The organism is Bradyrhizobium sp. AUGA SZCCT0222, assembly GCF_018130205.1.
Taxonomy (GTDB): Bacteria; Pseudomonadota; Alphaproteobacteria; order Rhizobiales; family Xanthobacteraceae; genus Bradyrhizobium.
The window spans coordinates 24,817-42,736 of record NZ_JAFCLX010000007.1 but is presented as its reverse complement, the minus strand read 5'-3'; the positions used below and the strand labels follow the sequence as shown (position 1 = coordinate 42,736).

General features: G+C 62.8%; 18 protein-coding genes. 4 read left to right on the top strand and 14 right to left on the bottom strand.

Translation table 11 applies throughout. The features are described from left to right. Positions 1-10: 10 nt before the first annotated feature. The 3 genes from JQ629_RS08130 to dctP are packed head-to-tail and all read right to left on the bottom strand — an operon-like array spanning position 11 to position 2,827. Positions 11-1,315 carry a TRAP transporter large permease gene (locus JQ629_RS08130; RefSeq protein ID WP_212412216.1) on the bottom strand — a complete coding sequence of 435 codons (1,305 nt, stop codon included), beginning with the start codon at positions 1,313-1,315 and terminating at the stop codon, positions 11-13. Further along, positions 1,312-1,821, bottom strand: a complete 510-nt coding sequence (locus tag JQ629_RS08125) for a TRAP transporter small permease (protein WP_212387449.1) — start codon at positions 1,819-1,821, stop codon at positions 1,312-1,314. Before JQ629_RS08125 ends, JQ629_RS08130 begins: the two co-directional genes overlap by 4 nt. A 1-nt stretch (position 1,822) precedes the next feature. Further along, the gene (gene dctP, locus JQ629_RS08120; protein WP_212412215.1) at positions 1,823-2,827 is read right to left on the bottom strand and encodes a TRAP transporter substrate-binding protein DctP; all 1,005 of its coding nucleotides are present in this window, start codon (positions 2,825-2,827) and stop codon (positions 1,823-1,825) included. A 190-nt stretch (positions 2,828-3,017) separates the two neighbouring features. Between dctP and JQ629_RS08115 the strand changes: the two genes are divergently transcribed. Next, on the top strand, positions 3,018-3,797 hold the full coding sequence (locus JQ629_RS08115) for an SDR family oxidoreductase (RefSeq protein WP_212412214.1): 780 nt from the start codon (positions 3,018-3,020) through the stop codon (positions 3,795-3,797). A gap of 24 nt (positions 3,798-3,821) precedes the next feature. Here JQ629_RS08115 and JQ629_RS08110 read toward each other — a convergent pair whose 3' ends face one another. Continuing rightward, complete coding sequence (locus tag JQ629_RS08110) at positions 3,822-6,815, bottom strand: bifunctional diguanylate cyclase/phosphodiesterase (protein WP_212412213.1); 2,994 nt, start codon at positions 6,813-6,815, stop codon at positions 3,822-3,824. A gap of 317 nt (positions 6,816-7,132) precedes the next feature. Between JQ629_RS08110 and JQ629_RS08105 the strand changes: the two genes are divergently transcribed. Both JQ629_RS08105 and JQ629_RS08100 read left to right on the top strand, forming a co-directional pair. Then, on the top strand, positions 7,133-7,375 hold the full coding sequence (locus JQ629_RS08105; protein WP_212412212.1) for a hypothetical protein: 243 nt from the start codon (positions 7,133-7,135) through the stop codon (positions 7,373-7,375). 24 nt (positions 7,376-7,399) lie between these two features. Then, the gene (locus tag JQ629_RS08100) at positions 7,400-7,642 is read left to right on the top strand and encodes a hypothetical protein (RefSeq protein WP_212262695.1); all 243 of its coding nucleotides are present in this window, start codon (positions 7,400-7,402) and stop codon (positions 7,640-7,642) included. 25 nt (positions 7,643-7,667) lie between these two features. On the opposite strand, the gene JQ629_RS08095 is transcribed toward JQ629_RS08100, so the two are convergent. Together JQ629_RS08095 and JQ629_RS08090 are read right to left on the bottom strand one after the other, a co-directional pair. Continuing rightward, positions 7,668-8,675: a glycosyltransferase family 4 protein gene (locus JQ629_RS08095; RefSeq protein ID WP_212412211.1), complete on the bottom strand. Its 1,008-nt coding sequence runs from the start codon at positions 8,673-8,675 to the stop codon at positions 7,668-7,670. A gap of 24 nt (positions 8,676-8,699) precedes the next feature. Continuing rightward, on the bottom strand, positions 8,700-10,301 hold the full coding sequence (locus tag JQ629_RS08090; RefSeq protein WP_212412210.1) for an alpha-amylase family glycosyl hydrolase: 1,602 nt from the start codon (positions 10,299-10,301) through the stop codon (positions 8,700-8,702). A gap of 408 nt (positions 10,302-10,709) precedes the next feature. Between JQ629_RS08090 and JQ629_RS08085 the strand changes: the two genes are divergently transcribed. Then, entirely contained in the window at positions 10,710-11,750 is a 1,041-nt protein-coding gene (locus JQ629_RS08085; RefSeq protein ID WP_212412209.1) for a 5-methyltetrahydropteroyltriglutamate--homocysteine methyltransferase, read from the top strand. Between the two features lie 17 nt (positions 11,751-11,767). Here the strand turns inward: JQ629_RS08085 and JQ629_RS08080 are convergent, their stop codons facing one another. The 8 genes from JQ629_RS08080 to JQ629_RS08045 form a co-directional block, all read right to left on the bottom strand. Further along, the gene (locus JQ629_RS08080) at positions 11,768-12,160 is read right to left on the bottom strand and encodes a VOC family protein (RefSeq protein WP_212412208.1); all 393 of its coding nucleotides are present in this window, start codon (positions 12,158-12,160) and stop codon (positions 11,768-11,770) included. A gap of 92 nt (positions 12,161-12,252) precedes the next feature. After that, entirely contained in the window at positions 12,253-12,516 is a 264-nt protein-coding gene (locus tag JQ629_RS08075) for a hypothetical protein (RefSeq protein WP_212412207.1), read from the bottom strand. Further along, complete coding sequence (locus tag JQ629_RS08070; RefSeq protein ID WP_212412206.1) at positions 12,513-13,496, bottom strand: DUF2778 domain-containing protein; 984 nt, start codon at positions 13,494-13,496, stop codon at positions 12,513-12,515. Before JQ629_RS08070 ends, JQ629_RS08075 begins: the two co-directional genes overlap by 4 nt. Before the next feature lie 190 nt (positions 13,497-13,686). Further along, complete coding sequence (locus tag JQ629_RS08065; protein ID WP_212262706.1) at positions 13,687-14,112, bottom strand: DOPA 4,5-dioxygenase family protein; 426 nt, start codon at positions 14,110-14,112, stop codon at positions 13,687-13,689. Positions 14,113-14,175: 63 nt separating this feature from the next. Then, entirely contained in the window at positions 14,176-14,748 is a 573-nt protein-coding gene (locus tag JQ629_RS08060) for a carboxymuconolactone decarboxylase family protein (protein ID WP_212412205.1), read from the bottom strand. 45 nt (positions 14,749-14,793) lie between these two features. Then, entirely contained in the window at positions 14,794-15,327 is a 534-nt protein-coding gene (locus JQ629_RS08055; RefSeq protein ID WP_212387435.1) for a VOC family protein, read from the bottom strand. A gap of 75 nt (positions 15,328-15,402) precedes the next feature. Further along, a complete protein-coding gene (locus JQ629_RS08050; protein WP_212412204.1) occupies positions 15,403-17,040 on the bottom strand; it encodes a flavin-containing monooxygenase in 1,638 nt (545 codons plus the stop codon). A gap of 13 nt (positions 17,041-17,053) precedes the next feature. Continuing rightward, a complete protein-coding gene (locus tag JQ629_RS08045) occupies positions 17,054-17,851 on the bottom strand; it encodes an SDR family NAD(P)-dependent oxidoreductase (RefSeq protein ID WP_212412203.1) in 798 nt (265 codons plus the stop codon). Positions 17,852-17,920: the final 69 nt, after the last annotated feature.

Genomic DNA, 17,920 nt, shown 5'->3' with positions numbered 1-17,920 from the left:
TCTTGTCGGATCAGCCGCGCAGCAAGGCCGGCAGCCACAGCGCCAGGGACGGAAATAGCGTCAATAACGCCAGCACGACGATGTCGGCCGCCACGAAGGCGACGATGTTGCGGTAAAGCGCCCGCAATGGAATATCCGGCCGCATCGCATTGATGATCAGGATCACAAGACCGATCGGCGGGATCACGAGGCCGAGCTCGACGATGATCACATTGATGATCGCCCACCATACCGGATCATAGCCGAAATGCACGATGATCGGCAGCGCGAACGGCAGAGTGACGACCATGGCGGCCAGTTCGTCGAACACGGCGCCGAGCACAAGGTAGGCGGCGAGCATCAGCACGATGATGCCGATCGGCGGCAGATTGACATGCGCCAGCAACGCGATGAGCTGTTCCGGTATTTTTGCGAGGCTGATGAAATAGGTGAAGATCGACGAGCCGATCAGCACGAAATAGATCATGCCGGCGATCAGCGCGGTCTCGCGCAGGCTGGAAACCAGATTCGTCGGCGTGATCGTGCGGCGCATCAGCGCAAATGCAAATGATACGACGGCTGCGACTGAAGCCGCTTCGTTGACGGTAAAGACGCCGCTGTAGAGGCCGGCGAAGATGATCGCGATCAGCAACGCCGCCGGCGCGGCGCGCCGCACGGCCGCGAGCTTGTCCTGCCGCGACACGCGCTCGGAGACCGGCGCGATCGCAGGATCAAGGCGCACCATCACGGCGATGGCGATCAGATTGGCCGTTATGGTGATCAGCGCCGGAATGACGGCGGCGATGAACACATCGAAAATATAGGTCCGCGCCACCACGCAATAGAGGATCATGCTGAGCGAGGGTGGGATCAGCGCCTTCAGCGCGCCGCCGGCGGCGATGGTCGCACCGGAAAATCCCGGCGAGTAACCGCGCTTGAGCATCTCCGGCAGCGCCACTTGGGTAAAGGTCGCAACCGTCGCCGGCGACGATCCGCAGATCGCCCCGAACGCAGCACTGCCGCCGATGGTCGCATAGGACAACCCGCCGCGCCGGTGGCCGAGCAGCGCCGCGGCCGCCGCATAAAGATCGCGCGCAAAGCCCGAAACGTTGACGAACGCGCCCATCATCAGGAACAGCGGCACGGCCGCAAGATCCGTGCTGCCGAGCACCTGCGACGGCTCGGTGGCGAGAAACGTCAGCGCCGAAGCCCAGTTGGTCTGCAGCGCGAACGCCACGACGCCGACGACGATCATGGCGAACGCCAGCGGAATATGCATTGCGACCAGCACGAACAGCGCCACGATGCCGCCGATGCCGATACCGGTCGCGGTCATGCCGCGGGCTCCGGATCGCGGCGCCGGGAAGCACCGGTGATCTCCTCGATCAGCACGAAGGTCTGCACGGCCACCGCCACCCACAGGATGCCGTCAACGGCGAACCAGAACGGCGCCTTCGGCCAGTTGAGCAGCCAGGTGACGTCGCCCGCCTGCATGGTCTTGATGCCGAAGCGCCAGAATTGCCAGGCCATGCCGATCATGACGATCTCGATCACCAGCGCCGCAGCTGTGTCGATGACGCGAACACCGGATCGCGGCAGGATCCGATCGAAGATCCGCAGCACGATATTGTTCCGGTGCAGCAGCACGATCGGCAGGCAGCAGGTGCCGCAGATCGCCGCTATCATGTCGCCGATCTCGCGCACCAGGTCGATCGGCGTGTTCGCGACAGCCCTGAGCAGCCCGTCGAGCAGCGTGAAGACGGCAAGGATCAGCAGCAACGACAACCCGGCGACGGCGAACGCGTTCGCGACGCGGGTGACGATGGTTCGCGCCGCCTTCACGCTAGTTGGCCCTGATCCGGGTCAAGAGTTCGCGCGCCTTGCTTAGCAGCTCGGCATTGCCAGGGCCCTTGGCGACCCATTCGGCGGTGACCTTCTGATAGACCGGCTGCAGGCTCGCGAGATCCGCCGGCGAGGGCGCGACCACGGTGCGCTTGGGATCGGCCTTGAACTTTGCGATCAGCTCGTCGTTGTATTGCCCGAGGTCGCGGATATAGGTGTCGTCGATCCAGCGGATCGAGTATTTCGCGATCACGTCCTGCGCCGGCTTCGGCAACGACTCGAACTTCTTGCGATTCATCAGGACAGCCAGCGGACCCGCGCCGAGCGGCAGCAGATAATCGTGGCTGGTGACGCGGTCGATGCCGAAATCGACGATCGCCGCCGGAACGGTGGTGGTAGCGTCGATCGTGCCGCGCCCCATCGCCTCGACCACCTCATTCGGTGGCATCAGCACCGGCACCATGCCGAGTTCCTTGACGGTCTGCCCGATCACCGCGCCGTTGATGCGCACCTTCATGCCCTTGAGGTCGGCGAGCGATTTGATCGGGCGGCGGGCGAACACCATGTATTGCGGGTTCATGAAGGCGCCCACGACGTAATAGTCGGAATAGCCGCGCAAGAGATTGGCCTTCAGCAGCTCTTCGTAGAGCTTCACACCCTCTTTCAGGTTTTGCAGCAGTCCCGGCAATTCGAACACCTGATCGTCCGGAAAGCGGCCGGGCCCCAGGCTCGGATTGACGAACGCGATGTCGGCGACGCCGTCGAGCAGCAGCTGCGGCTGCGCCGGCAGCGCCTTGCCGAGCGCGCCATTCGGAAAGGCCTCGATCTTCACCGCGCCACTCGGATCGGCGTTTATGGCGTCGATCCATGGCTTGATGGCGCGCGCGTAATTGACCTCGGTGTCCGATGCAAAGAACGACAGCTTGAGCATCACCGGCTCGGCGCCCGCATTCAGCGGCAGGAACGCTGCAAACCACGCCAGCAATGCCATGCAAAGTCGCGTCATCCTGTCCTCCCCATGATGCAGCGGCTGGTTTGACGTCGCCGCTGCCACCGCGTTGATGGGAGTCATCGCGGAAAAATAATCGATTTTCAATAGTAATTTTCTTGATAATCGATTATTCAAATGGATGAATAGCGCGACATTCGACAAAAAGGCAAGTGTTTTCAAACAATAAGCTCTGGGAGCGAGACACATGAATCTTGGGATCGAAGGCCGCACTGCGCTGGTTTGCGCGTCCAGTCAGGGGCTCGGGCTGGCCTGCGCTCAAGCCCTGGCGCAGGAGGGCGTCCACGTCGTCATCAACGGGCGCGAAGCGGCAAAACTCGACACGACAGCCGCCGCGCTGCGCGAGACGGCCCGCGGCAACGTGACCGCGGTCGCGGCCGATGTCACGACCGCGGACGGCCAGGCACGGCTGCTCGCGGCGTGTCCCTCACCCGACATTCTCGTCAACAACAATGCAGGTCCCTCGCCCGGCAATTTCGCCGACATCGAGCGCGACCGCTGGCTGGCGGTGATCGAGGCCAACATGATCGCGCCGCTGATGCTGATCCGCGCGGTACTGCCGACGATGCGGCAGCGGCGCTTCGGACGCATCGTCAACATCACCTCCGCGATGGTAACGACGCCCCGTCCGCACATGACGCTGTCCTCCGGCGCGCGCGGCGGCCTGACCGCGGCAATGAAGGGGCTCTCGCTCGAGGTCGCGCGCGACAATGTGACTATCAACAATCTGCTGCCCGAGCGGTTCGACACCGACCGCCAGCACCAGATGGCGAAGGCCGCGATGACGCGCGAGAATATTTCCTATGAAGAGGCTCGTGCGCGCCAGATCGAATCGATCGCCGCGAAACGGCTCGGCGATCCCAGGGAATTCGGCGCGACCTGCGCCTTCCTGTGCAGCGCTCTGGCAGGTTTTATGTCAGGCCAGAACCTCCATCTGGATGGCGGATCGTATCCGGCGCTGATCTAGATCGATCGCCCCGAGCCATCGCCTTCACTGGTCGATCGCAAGCTCTGCTGCTTTGACTTCACCATCGGCGCCCGGCTGGAGCGACGGCGACACCGTATGAGACGGCCGCAGCAGATCCGCAATGCCGCCCGGCGGCAGCGGCTTGCTGAACAGGTAGCCCTGCATCTCGTCGCAGCCGTGCCGGCGCAAAAACGCCTGCTGCTCGATGGTCTCCACGCCCTCGGCCACGACGGTCATGCCGAGTGCCTTGCCCATGCTGATGATGGCTTGCGCGATCGCCTGGTCCTCCATGTCCTCCGCGAGGTCGCGAACGAAGGATCGATCGATCTTGATGGTGTCGATCGGGAATTGCTTCATCAGCGACATCGAGGAGTGACCGGTGCCAAAATCGTCGATGGCGATATGAATGCCCCGCCCCTCGATCCCGTCCAGCACACGCACGGCGCGCGCGACGTTCTGCATCACCATGCTTTCGGTGACCTCGAGCTGGAGCAGGTTCGGCGGCATGCCGCTGATCGCCAGCGCCGCATCGATGTCCTGCAACAGGCGCTCGTCGACGAACTGGCGCGGGGACAGGTTGACCGCCATCGAGACCGGCCGCATCCCCTGGCGTTGCCAGATCATGTTCTGCGCGCAGGCTTCCCTGAGCACCCAACGGCCGATCGGAACGATCAGGCCGGTTTCTTCGGCAAGCGGAATGAACTGGCACGGCGGCAACATGGCTCCGTCCGGCGCGCGCCAGCGCAACAGCGCCTCGACGCCGGTGATCTCGCCGGTGTTCAGATCGATCTTGGGCTGATAATGCAGCAGCAGCTCGTCGCGCTCCAGCGCATGCCGGAGGTTGGTCTCCATCGTGAGCCGCTCGATGGGCTGGGTCCTGGTGTCGCGGGTGAAAAATCTGAATCCGTCCTTGCCATCGCCCTTGACGAGATACATCGCCGTGTCGGCATTCGCGGTCAGGGTCTGAATGTCGGTGCCATCAGCAGGATAGATCGCCACGCCAATCGAGGCGGTGACGTTACATTCGTGACCGCTGAGCTGGATCGGCTCACTTAAAATCCTCAGCAGGTCTCGCGCGACGCCTTCGACGTCCTCCCGCCCCGAAACATCCTCCAGAATAAGGACGAACTCGTCACCGCCAAGCCGGGCGACGACGTCGCAAGCGCGCACGCTGCGCCGCAGCCGGGCGCCGATCTCGGTCAACAGCCGGTCGCCGGCGTCATGGCCGAGCGAATCATTGATGACCTTGAAGCGGTCGAGATCGATGAACAACACGGCCAATTGCCGATCCTGGCGCCGCGCCGACTCGATTGCAAAGTGCAATAGCTGATTGAACGACTCACGGTTCGGCAGATCAGTGAGGCTGTCGTGGGAGGCGAGGTATTCGATGCGCTGATCCGCGATCGTTTTCGCGTCGGCGCGCTCAAAATTCTCCAGTGCGAACGCAACATTGTCGGCAAGACGCTGCAGCAGCTCGGTCAATTCAGGAGTGAATGCGTTGCGTTCTCTCGACAGAAACAACAGCGCGCCAAGCGCCTCTCCGCCGCGCATCAGCGGCAATGCCGCGCCCGACATGGTCACACGATCCTTGGCGCGATTGTAGAAGTGGCTGTTCACCGGAAAGTCGGCGAGATAGTCATTGCTGATGCATGCCTTGCGCGTACGCATCGCGATGCCGGTAACGCCCTGTCCTTCCGGGTGATGCGCATGCGCGGACAAGCGGATATCGATCACGCGATCCCGTCCGGGACCCGCTGCCGCGACCACCTCCAGAAACTCGCTGTCGGGGCGCGCCAGCGCAATGACCGTGGAGGTGAAATCACCGCCCAGCACCGCCGCTTCGCATACCCGCCGGAACAGCTCATCGCGCGTGGTTGCCCGCATGATCGCTTCGTTGGTGGCGCCCAGGGCGGCCAGCAGGCGCGCAATCCGCTCCTTTTGCCTTTCGGCGGCGCTGCGCTCGGCCTCCTGCGCCAGCACATCAAGCCCGAACGAGACGTTTTCGACGATCCGCCCCATCAGGGCGGTCATCTCGTCATCGAGCCGGTCGCCGCCGCCGAAGAAGAAGTACATGACCCCTACGGTCCTGGCGCCGGCGAACAGCGGGAACACCGCGCACGCCGCCAGCCCTGCTTTTTCCACCAGCGGCAACCACGGGCGCGAGCGCGGATCGTTGGGCACGTCGTTGCTAAGACAAGGCTTGCCTGTCCGGAATGCCGTCCCGCCCATGCCCTGTCCTTGCGGGATCGCGGGATCGCAGGAGAAACGCAGGCTCGCGGTGATTTCGGGATAGACGCTCGCCTGCGCGGCCAGCCTGAACCAGGTGGTATCCGGCTCGGGCAAGAAGATGGCGGCGCCCAGCAGTTTTCCCTGCTCGACGGCGGCCTCGCAGACCCGCGTGAACATCTCGTCTTCCGAGCGCGCCCGCATGATCGCTTCGTTGGTCGCGGTGAGCGCGGCGAACATTCGGGTGATGCGCGCCGTGGCATTGTCGCGGTCAAAATTGTCGAGTGCAAAGGAGGCGTTTTCAGCCATGCGTTCGAGCAGGCCGACCGTTTCTTCGTTCAACGCATCGGGTTGTTCCAGATAAAACAGCAGCACGCCGATCGGTTTTCCGTGCCGCTTGATCGGCACGGCGGCGGCCGACCGGGCTCCGATCTGACGTGCCTGGACATGCCAGCGCTTGGTCCGTTCGTCGTTGGTGTAGTCGTTGGAGACGAACGAGCGGCCGGTGCGAAATGCGGACGGAGCCAGGCCCGTTCCATCGTCCGACTCCGCGTGAACCGAACTGGCATTGTCCGCGTTCTTCAGCGTATCGACGCCAAGGCCGGCGCCGGCAACACAACGCAAACGACCGCTGCCGTCGGCGAGCAGCATGCCCGTGCCGAGGAACTTACCGCCAAACACCGCAGCGTCGCACACCCTTTGGAAAAGCTCATCCTCCGATTTGGCCCGCAGGATGGCTTCATTGGTGGCGCTTAGCGCTCCGAACATGCGCGCCAAATTGGTACGCAACATCATCGATCCCCTATGTCGCGGACCAAGTTGACGTTTTGCCGCCAAACCGGGGGTTATAAAAAGCGGTAAACAAGGAATGAATCGGCCTTAAGAATAACGGGCGGCTAAGATTTCCGGATTAGTCGTACGTAGTTCCCCGGACCACATCTCGACCGGACGCCAGCCTTTGGAACTGGCAGCCCCGGATGCGAGCATCCGCGCGATCCCCAAGGCGGCGGCCCGGCCCAAGAGAGCGTTCCAAGAGGGCAGCCAAGTCATTGGTTGCCCTTTGATCCCGGCGGGAGGATGCTGTCGGCCATGGGCAAAGGGAGCGCGACATGAGCAAGACAGGTCTCGACAATCGCCACCGCAACCACGACGGCGAAATCAGCCACAAGCACGGCGCCACGCTGGTTGGCACGTTTCGCAAGATTTACGGACAGGGTTTCGCCGCCGGTTATCCGGCAACCGAGAAGCTGAGCGACGTTTTGCTTCAGCTCAACGAGACGTCGCTGAGCCAGCTGCGCCGGGATTACGAGACCGGCCATCTCGAACACAAGATCGCGAAATCCACGAAGTAACGCCTCGCACAGGTAAAGACCGGCATGGCAAAGATCCTGCTTTCGATGCAAGACTTGCAAGCGCATGCGTTGGCAGAGCTCCGCAATCAACCCGGCTGCTCGAACGTTCGCAAGATCGCCATCAATCGCGCCACGGATGAGCGGGCTGAAAACAATTGGTCGATGTGCGTGGTGTCCGCGGGCGACGCCGATGCCAACGCGGCGGCACGCGCCGCGCTCGATATCCAGAAGGCATTACGCCACGACTACAATCTGGCGGCGGAGTGACCGCGAGGGGCGCGCGCCCCGGTTCTCAGCCGAGAATTGATCGGTACAGGCCCAGATATCGATCAGCCATGCGGTCCACCGTGAATCGCGCCGATACGGCAGCACGGCAAGCAGCGCGATCGATCTCGTCGATGCGAGCTATCGCATCTACCGCCGCATCGAGGCTGTCGACCAGAAATCCGGTCACGCCATCATCTATGAGCTCGGGCATCGATCCGCGGTTGCGGGCAATGACCGGCGTTCCGCAGGCGAGCGCTTCTACCACCGACAGACCGAACGGCTCGTCGAAATTGATGAGGTGGAGCAGCGCGCGCGCGGAGCCCAGAGTCTTCGCGCGCACCGTTCCGCCAACCGGGCCAAGATAGACCACGGATTTGTCGTCGAGTGCGGGCGCTACTTGCTCGTCGTAGTAATTCTGGTCCTGGACGATGCCGGCCATGATCAATTTCCGGCCGGACCGATCTGCCGCAGCGATCGCTTCAGCCGCCCCCTTGTCCGGGTGAATGCGGCCGAAGAAGAGCAGATCTTCGCTGCCGTGCGGATCGAAGGGGAAATCCTCCAGCGGAATGCCATGGTGGATTGTTGCGGCATAGCGCAGGTCCGGATGGCGATCGGCGTCACTGATGGCAACATAGTGGACGCGTTCTTCGTATTCCTTGTAGGCGGGCAGGATGCGCGCGGAAGAGAAACCGTGGATCGTCGTTACGACTGGGGTTCCGACCAGCCGCGAGAAGGCGAGCGGGACGAAATCGGCCTGGTTGTGAATCAAATCGAACTGACCGGCCTGCTCAAAGACGTGGGCGACATGGAGCATCTCCCACACCTTTGCGTCGATCGCGGGATCCTCGGAATAGGGCGCAGGGCAGACGGCATCGAGCTTGCCCGCCGTCCTGCTGTCCTTGGTGGCGAACAGCGTGATGTCGACGCCGCGCGCGACCAAAGCCTCCGTCAAGAGACTCGTCACCTGCTCCCAGGGGCCGTAATGGCGCGGCGGTGTACGCCAGGAGATCGGCGCCAGCATGGCAATGCGCACGTGACCATCCTTCTCTGCTGTGTGCTATCCGGCCTCGAGCACGACAGCTTCATTCGACCCTAGCAGGAGGGCACCGTCTTCGACCAGCGCCGCATCCGCGACCGTGGACAGCAGCACCCGGCTCCCGCGCCCCCAATCCGGCAACGGCAATCGATGCGACTGTGCGCCGAGGTTGAGCGCCACAATCAGCCGCTCCGAATCGTGCCGGCGTTCGTAAACCAGCATCTCGTCCTCCACATTCAACAGTACGAAGTCACCGATCGACAAAGCCGGGCAATCGCGCCTGAACACAAGCAACCGACGATAAAGCGTCAGGATTGAGTGAGGATCTTCCGACATCCGCGCCACGTTGCGCGTCGGCCAGTCGGCATTGAGCGGCAGCCACGGATTCGCTGTGGTGAAACCGGCATTTTCGCTGTCATCCCATGGCATCGGCGTGCGCACGGGATCCCGCCCCAACGCCAGACCGGGCTCACGCAACTCGCGCGGGTCCCGCACTTGCGATGCTTCGATCATGACATCGCTCAAACCAAGTTCGTCGCCGTAGTAGAGCGTGGGCGTGCCACGGAGCGTCAGCAACAGCACCGCCGCGACGCGGGCCTGGGCCTGCCCGCGCTTGGCCGCAACGCGCGGCCGATCATGGTTGCCGAGCACCCAGTTTGGCCAACCACCCGGCGGTAGTGCTGCCTCATAGCCGGTGATCGCCGCAGCCAGGGCTCGCGCCTCCCACCGCGTATCGATGAGCTGGAAATTGAAGGGCAAGTGCACCTCCGGGCGCTCACCGCCGTAATAGTGCATCAGACGATCGACCGGCAGGTAGATCTCACCGATCAGAACCCGTTCGCCTTGTCCCCTGGCGCCGTAGCCGTCGGCGATTTCACGCATTTCGGCGGCGATCCGGTGCACCTCGGGCTGGTCTGTGGAATGGAGTTGAAGCAGGCGGTGCATTTCACCCATTTCGGGCCGATAGGCCGGGTTGAGCGGATTGTTCGGGAAGTCTGCGGCCTTCACCATGTGCCAGAGCACGTCGATGCGGAAGCCGTCGACGCCGCGATCGAACCAGAAACGCATCACGTCATACATCGCGGCCCGCACGGCTGGATGACGCCAGTTGAGATCCGGCTGCTCCTTCAGGAAGGCGTGGTAGTAATATTGTCCGGTGGTTTCGTCCCATTCCCAGGCCGAGCCGCCGAAATCGCTGATCCAGTTATTGGGCGGTCCGCCGTCAGCCGCAGCATCGCGCCAGATGTACCAATCTCTTTTCTGATTTCCACGCGAAGCGCGGCTCTCGACGAACCATGGATGCTGGTCGGAGGTGTGGTTGGGCACGAAGTCGAGCAGAACCTTGAGCCCCCGCCGATGGGCTTGCATCAGCACGTCGTCGAAGTCTGCCAGCGTCCCAAAGCGTGGATCGACGTCGCAATAGTCGGCAACGTCATAGCCGAAATCAACCATCGGCGACGGATAGATCGGGGAGATCCAGATCGCATCAACGCCAAGGCTGACAAGATAATCGAGCCGCTGCGCGATCCCTCTGAGGTCGCCTATGCCGTCACCGTTGGTGTCCTGAAAGGAACGCGGGTAGATCTGATAGATCACGCCATTCTGCCACCAGGGCGTGGTCATGCCGACACCGCCTTTGGTAGACGCGCCGGTTGCCGTCTATTGATCACGTGAGGTCGTCAAAACTCATCCACCCAATCCACCGCGTCAACCCGACGGATTGCGACGAGCAGCGGCAAAACGACTCTGTTCCTGTTGCGATCGGAAGTCGACGGTTTTCTCCCGTTCTCGCGGCGCGAAGCGACACTAAGCCCTATCCAGGCATCCGATTGGGCAATTATGATGCCATCCATGAGGTCAAAAGCCACGATCGCCACCGCCTGCAAGAGGACGCACTCGCGCGGCCCGAGGCTTTACCTGTTTGACGCGTTTTCTGCACGCGAACCGGAATCCACCCCCGGATCAAGTCCGAGGGCATGCTTCGCTTGAAAACGCTGTCGACGCCATAACGACAAGAACAAGGATACCGTGATGAACCTGCCAACGCATTTGCTGCCGACCACCGTGGTCGGAAGCTATCCGCAGCCGGAATGGCTGGTTGACCGTGCGATGCTGTCGAAGGTGGTGCCGCGGACGCGCATGCATGCGATGTGGCGGCTGCCGCCGGAGCATCTGCAGGAAGCGCAGGACGACGCCACCATCGTCGCCATCAGAGACATGGAGCGCGCGGGCATCGACATCGTCACCGACGGCGAAATCCGCCGCGAAAGCTACTCCAACCGGTTTGCGACAGCGCTCGACGGCATCGACGACGAAAAGCCTGACATGATCACCTCGCGCAGCGGGCATCAAACGCCGGTGCCGCGCGTGGTCGGCCCGGTGAGGCGCAGCGGGCCTGTCGAACGGCCCGACATGGAGTTCCTGCGCAAGAACACCGACCGCGCGGCCAAGATCACCCTGCCCGGCCCGTTCACGATGAGCCAGCAGGCCAGGAACGAGTTCTACAAGGACGACGAAGAACTCGCGATGGCGTTTGCGGAGGCCGTCAACGCCGAAGCGCTGGACCTGCAGAAGGCCGGCGCCGACGTGATCCAGCTCGACGAGCCCTGGGTGCGCAACGATCCGGACCTCGCAAGGCGCTATGCCGTCAAGGCCATCAACCGCGCATTGGCCGGCATCACCGTGCCGACGGTCGTGCATCTGTGCTTCGGCTATGCCGCGGTCGTGCCGGGTTCGACCAAGCCGGCGGGTTATTCGTTCCTCGCCGAACTCGCCGACACCAGCGCCGAACAGATTTCGATCGAAGCCGCGCAGCCGAAGCTCGATCTCGGTGTACTCAAGGATCTCTCATCGAAGAAGATCATGCTGGGCGTGCTTGATCTGGGTAATCCCGAGATCGAGACGGCCGCCATCGTCGCCGACCGCATCCGCAACGGCCTCAAGCATGTCGCGGCCGAACGTCTGGTGGTGGCACCCGATTGCGGCATGAAATACATGCCGCGCCACGTCGCATTCGGAAAGCTGAAGGCGATGTGCGAGGCGGCTGCAATCGTACGCAGGGAGATCAGCTAGCGTGCTGCTCCTCGCACTCAAACCTCGGCGTAGATCTCGATGACATTTCCCTCGGGGTCGCGGAAGAACAGCGCGCGATGGTGCCAGCTCGGTATATCCCGGGGCGGGCTCAGGATCGTCACCCCCTTGGATTGCAACGTCGCATAACAGGAATCGATCAGATGCGGCGCGACCCGGAAGGCGAGCTGGACCGCAGCCGAGCCGGCGGGAAACGGACCATCGTGCCACGCAGCCCAGGGACCGCGCGGCCTCAAGGTAAGCAGCGCGGAGCCGACCTGAAAGCTGACCCAGTTCTCACTGTCGTGAGCGAGCGGAAAGCCCATCACGTCGAGATAGAATTGCCTGGTCTCCTGCATCTTCGAACACAGCAGAACGGTGTAGTCGAGATTGCGAATGTCACCGAGACTCATGCAGCTGCCATCCTTGAGAAAAATCGATTTGAAATGACTGGCCACGCCGCGAGATGGCCAACGAAAATGATAGCTCTTGTGGGACTACATCGTCAAAGCAGCTTGGCGCGAACGAACAGCGCGCGCAACGCGGTGGTCGCCTGCACCGTCAGCATCGCATTGTCAGCGGCGCCTTGCAGCGTACGCACCGCATCGGCGTGCAACGACTTGAACTCGATCCATTCGACCGAGCTGAGATTGGTGATAAACTGATAGGCCTGGCCGACGGTACCAATCGATACCGTCTTGCCGTTCAAGCTGATCTTGAAGGTGGCGCGCAGCGGCGTTTCGGAATTGGAGACGCTATTCGCAGTCATGATGGCGATGTCGAACGCCGCGACGCGGTCAAGCCCTCGCCCAGGCTCGGCACCACGACGAGGCGCTTGACCTGCCCGTTTCGATAGGCCTGCAGGAACTTGTCGTACTCCTTGATCGAGACGCAGCCGTTGGAATCGCCATTGGGCCCAAGCAAGTAGGAGTGCACCAGCAATCCGGTTCGTCCGAGGGTGTCGGCATCACCCACCGGCGTCATGCGAAGCGCCGCGACACCGTGAAACAGCTTCTCCCGCGGCTTCAGATCATAGACGTTCGGCGGCGTCGCCCCGACCATGCGCATGCTGACAGAAGCGGGGTTGTCCATCAGGCCGCCGAGCCCTGAATGCGCCTCGAGCTTGACGCCGTTCGGCATGTAAACGGTCCGCGCCGAGATGTCGTAGACCGCGGTAACGTTGTCATATCCGAGCGCGCCAAGATCGGGCTTGTTGCCGAACAGGCCGTCGCCCGGCGTCAGGGACGCCAGCGAAAAACGCATCGGCACCATATCGGCCAGCTTCTGGAACATGGTCCGGTCGTCCGACCGCGCCGGCGGAGGCGGATCAACCCTCAGCGCCAGAACGGCTTCGGCGGGCCGCGACCTCGGCAGCGGAATCGCAGGCCCGGCCGGCGCGGCGGGCCGGTCGGCCTGCGCATCCGGCGACTGCTCGGCCAGCTGGCTTTCGATGTGACCGAACTCGGCGTCGAAATCCGTTCGCGCCGGACGGAAGACGGGACGCGAGGGATACCTGATCGACGGCGCGTTGCGCGCCGCGCCCGATCCGAACCTGTCATCGAACGAGAATGCGCCGGCGCTCTTGGCGGCTTGCGGATTTCGTAGCCAGGCCGCGAGATCAACATTCATCGTCCAGGCGGCCAGCGCCGACGTCACCACGAGCAAGGCAGCGGCAAAGGCGGCCTTGCCGACCAATGGAAAACCGCGGCTCGAAGCATGCCCGGTCGTGCTCGTGGTCCTGTAATCCATCCGTCCCCGGCTCGGCGCTTCGGAATCAGACCTGTTTCCGCAAGGGATTCACCGAATAAGCCCAAATATAATGCAATTCAAAGTAAGGCATAATCGAGACACCGGACCACGGCTATGGTCATCAATCGAATCCGCAGCGACCCGGGCAATCTTGGTAAACAGCCGCCGGTTCCCGGTGTTAGGGGCACGTTCAGGGCCGGAGCGTCGGGCTGGTATTCGGTGCCGGTGCCTGTTCCATTTCCGAGTGTTCCGGCAGCTTGTCCGCATGCACCGATAGCGCGGGCCCGATCCAGATCGGATCGGCAAGATGGTCGCGGCGCGGATTGGTCGTGTTCGGATGGACCAGAACGCTCAACCTGCCATGATTCAGCATCAGCCAGGGTACCAGTTCAGGGAACACCTCTTTGGCAAAGGCCACCTGGTACATCGCCTGATCGTGGGGACCGACCTTGACGTCGTGCCACCGGCCGAGCGTCACCGAAAAGCGCTCGCCCATCCAGCCGCGCAACTGCTCGGCCTCGCCCCGCGTCGTCGCCGGATCGTAATAGATGTGGGCGTGGTAGCTGGCGATCTCGCTCAGGGATCGCGGACCATCCTTCTCCGGCAACTCGCTCATCGCAACCGCTCCGCCTTTTACCGTTCAAACCGGTCGCGATGATTGCTGGTGCCGACGGCGCGGTCAATCCGCAGAGGCGGCCTTCCCGCGCTTGCTGCTCTCGTAAACGGTCATCCCGGCGGCGGGATCGAGGTCGGTCTCGGTCGCCTCGGTCAGGCGCGCCATCATCATGTAGAAGCCGATCGTCATGATCGATTCGACGACTTCCTGCTCGCTGAAATGCGCGCGCATCCCGGCAAACACCGGCTCGGGCACACGGACATTGTCGACCACTTCCCGGCCGAAAGCCAGCAGCGCCTGTTCGGCTGCATTGAACGCGGCGTCGGCGTAATTGCCCTGTTCGATGCAGTCGATCTGCGGCTGCGTGACGCCGACCCCGAGCGCGATCGGGACATGCTGGCGCCACTCATAGGCGCCGCCTTCCCGCTGCGCGGCCTGGAGAATCAGCAGTTCGCGATTGACGTGGCTGAGCTTCTGCTTGTGCAGGATGGAGTTGGCGAACCGCATCGCGGGAATGAAGTTGGTTTCGGCATGCGCCAGCATCCGGAAGATGTTCAGCTTCACCGGCATCCTGTCGAAGGCCGTGCGGGTGTCGCCGCTGGTCTTCTCGGGGTCGATCAGGGGTAATCTGGCCATGTGCGTCTCCTTGTGTTTGCTGTTTTTTCGACGTTGACCGGCGGCTCAGCGAGCTCTGACGTCACGGATCGGCTCGGAGCCGTCCCAACCGGCGGCGATCTGCTTGATATGTTCGAAGAACCGTCCCTTGCCACCGCTGATGTCGGAGATCTCCACGATGGTGCCGGGATGGGATTCCGTGTCGAAATAGCAGAAGCGGCCCTGCTCGCCGCCGATCTGGCCCTCGTGCCCAACCTTGTAGCCCAGCGACAACGCGCGGTCGTAGAGAGCCTGATAATCCCTCGTCCAGTACGACATGTGCTGCATGCCTTCGCGGCCGGAATCGAGGAACTCCTTGTACATGGAAGGCGCGTCGTTCCTCTGTTGAATGAGCTCGATCTGAAGATCGCCGGAATTGGCGAGCGCGATGCTCATCTCCACGCCGGACTCGGCACCGCGGTGACGGAAATAGTCGGTCTTGACCCGGTCGATGTAGAACCAGGGCCCGACGCCCATCACGTTGATCCAGTGATCCATCGCGGCGCGGATGTCGCGCACCACATATCCGTTCTGACAGACGGCGCCAAAAATGCGACTCATGATACCTCCGTTGTCGGCGGCGTTCGCCCGCTTCTTGCGGATCGCCGCGCCTGATGTTGTTTCCGCTTCCGCGCCTCAGGTCAGGTGAAAACCCTCATAGCCACGCGCGGCGATCTGCGCGCAGCGGTGCCGGTAGCCTTCCCCGACATAGGGCATGAAGACGCGCGGTTTTCCGGCGATGTTCGCGCCGAGATACCAGGAGTCCGCTTTCGGAAACAACGTGCGTTCGGCCATCTCGGCGACATGCGCCATCCAGGCGCGCTCGGCTGCGGGATCGGGCTCGATGATCCGAAGATCCTGCGCCCGCATATGGTCGATGCAGTCGGTCAGCCAGTCGACATGCTGTTCGCAGGCGTTGATCATGTTGCCGATCACCGACGGGCTGCCGGGGCCGGTGATGATGAACAGGTTGGGAAATTCAGCCACGGCGATGCCGAGATAGGCGCGCGGTCCTTCGGCCCAGGCATCCTGCAGACGAAGCTCATTTCGTCCGCGAATGTCCATCGCGAACAGCGCACCGGTAATGGCGTCGAAGCCGGTAGCGAACACCAGCGCGTCCAGATCGAACTGGCGCGCCGAGGTCTTGACGCCGTCGGCCGTCAGCGCCTCGAGCGGCTCTTCCTTGAGATTCACCAGTTCGACATTGTCGCGGTTGAAGGTCTCGTAATAGTTCGTATCGACGCAGATGCGCTTGACGCCCAACGGATATCCCGAGGGGCTCAGCGCCGCGGCGGTCTTGGGATTCTTGACGATCTGGCGGATCTTCTCGCGCACGAAATCGCAGGCGACGCCGTTGACGGCCTCGTGGGTCAGGAGATTCGGGAACGACAGCAAAAACCCGCCGCCGCCTTCCTGCCAGAGCTCCTCATAGCGCCGCCATTGTTCGTCGCGCGAGGGTATCGGCGCCTCGAAGGCGGACGAATTCACGCGGCCGGCATTCGGACTTGCGAGGCTCTCGCAGTAGGCCGGAAAGGCCGCATCAAACTGCTCGAAGTCCTCGTCCCCAAGCGCGCGGTTGCGCGCGGGCACGGAGAAATTCGGTGTGCGCTGGAACACCACGACGTGTTTGGCGGCTTCCGCGATCAGGGGAATCGCCTGCACGCCCGATGACCCCGTGCCGACGACGCCGACGCGCAGACCAGAGAAGTCGACCTCCTGTTCCGGCCAGCGGGCGGTGTGGTAGATCGGACCGCGAAAACTCTCAAGGCCTGGCGTCTTCGGGCTGTTCGGCACCGAGAGCGCGCCTGATGCCATGATGCAGAAGCGGGCGCGGATCTGGTCGCCGCGATCGGTCCGCACCAGCCAGCGCCCGCTGGCTTCATCGAATGACGCCGAAATGACGCGGGTCTGAAACCGCAGCAAATCGCGCAGCTTGAAACGATCGGCGACGTATTTGGCGTAGTCCAGAATCTCGTGCCTGGCCGCGTATTTCTCCGACCAGCGCCACTCCCGCCGTAACTCCTCCGACCATGTGTAGGAATAATAGAGGCTCGGAACGTCGCAGCGCACGCCGGGATAGCGGTTCCAGTACCAGGTGCCGCCGACTTCGGGGGCGGCCTCGAACCCGATCACGGATAGGCCCTTCTCACGCAACCGGTGCAACGCATAGAGACCGCCAAAACCTGCGCCGACCACGACCGCGTCATAGTCGCCCTCGACCGCCGCGCGTTCGGCGCGATCCCCCGTGTCTTGCTTGTTCGCTTGAGTTGCCATGGTCTATTTCCTGTCAGCCGATAGAGCGGCCACCGTCGATCACGAGTTCGGTGCCCGTGACGTAGCGGCTCTCGTCGCTGGCGAGCCACAGAATGCCGTTGGCGATGTCTTCCGGCATCGCCTTGAAACCGAGCGGCACCGCGCGTTCGGTCAGCTTGTCCAGGGTCGCGCCGCGCGGCGGCCCTGAATTTGAACCCTCCTCGGCGGTGCCGATCAGCGTGTCCCAGATCGCGGTTTCGGTGATGCCGGGGTGAAGCGAGTTGACCCGGACGCCGTCCTTGGCGGCGGCGCATTCCAGCGCGACGGACTTTGTGAACAGACGGACGCCGCCCTTGGTCGCGCAATAACCGGACACGTTTGGCGAGGCCTTGATGCCCGCAATCGAGGAAACATTGATGATGCTGCCGCCACCGCCTGCGCGCATCAGCGGAAGCGCGGTTTTGACGCCGAGGAAGACGCCATCGAGATTGACGGCAACCTGGCGTCGCCAGTCGGCGAGCGACATGTCGACGACGGGACTGGAGAGACCGATCCCGGCGTTGTTGACGAGCACGTCCAGCCGGCCGAACCGTGCTTTGGTTTTGGCGATCACCGACTGCCAGTCTTCCTCGCTGGTCACGTCGTGATGGAGATATTCCGCCTCGCATCCAGCCGACCGCAGTTCGCCCAGCAGGCGCTCGCCGTTCTCGTCCTGCAGATCGGTCGCGACGATCTTCGCGCCCTCGCGCGCCAACACAATGACCGCGCTGCGCCCTATCCCGTTGGCGGCGCCGGTCACCAGCGCGACCTTGCCTTCGACCCGCCGTTTCATGCGCTCTGCCCGTTCACGCAAAATCCTCCCGGCCCGGTCGAGGGTTGTTCTTGGAAACGTTTCCATGAT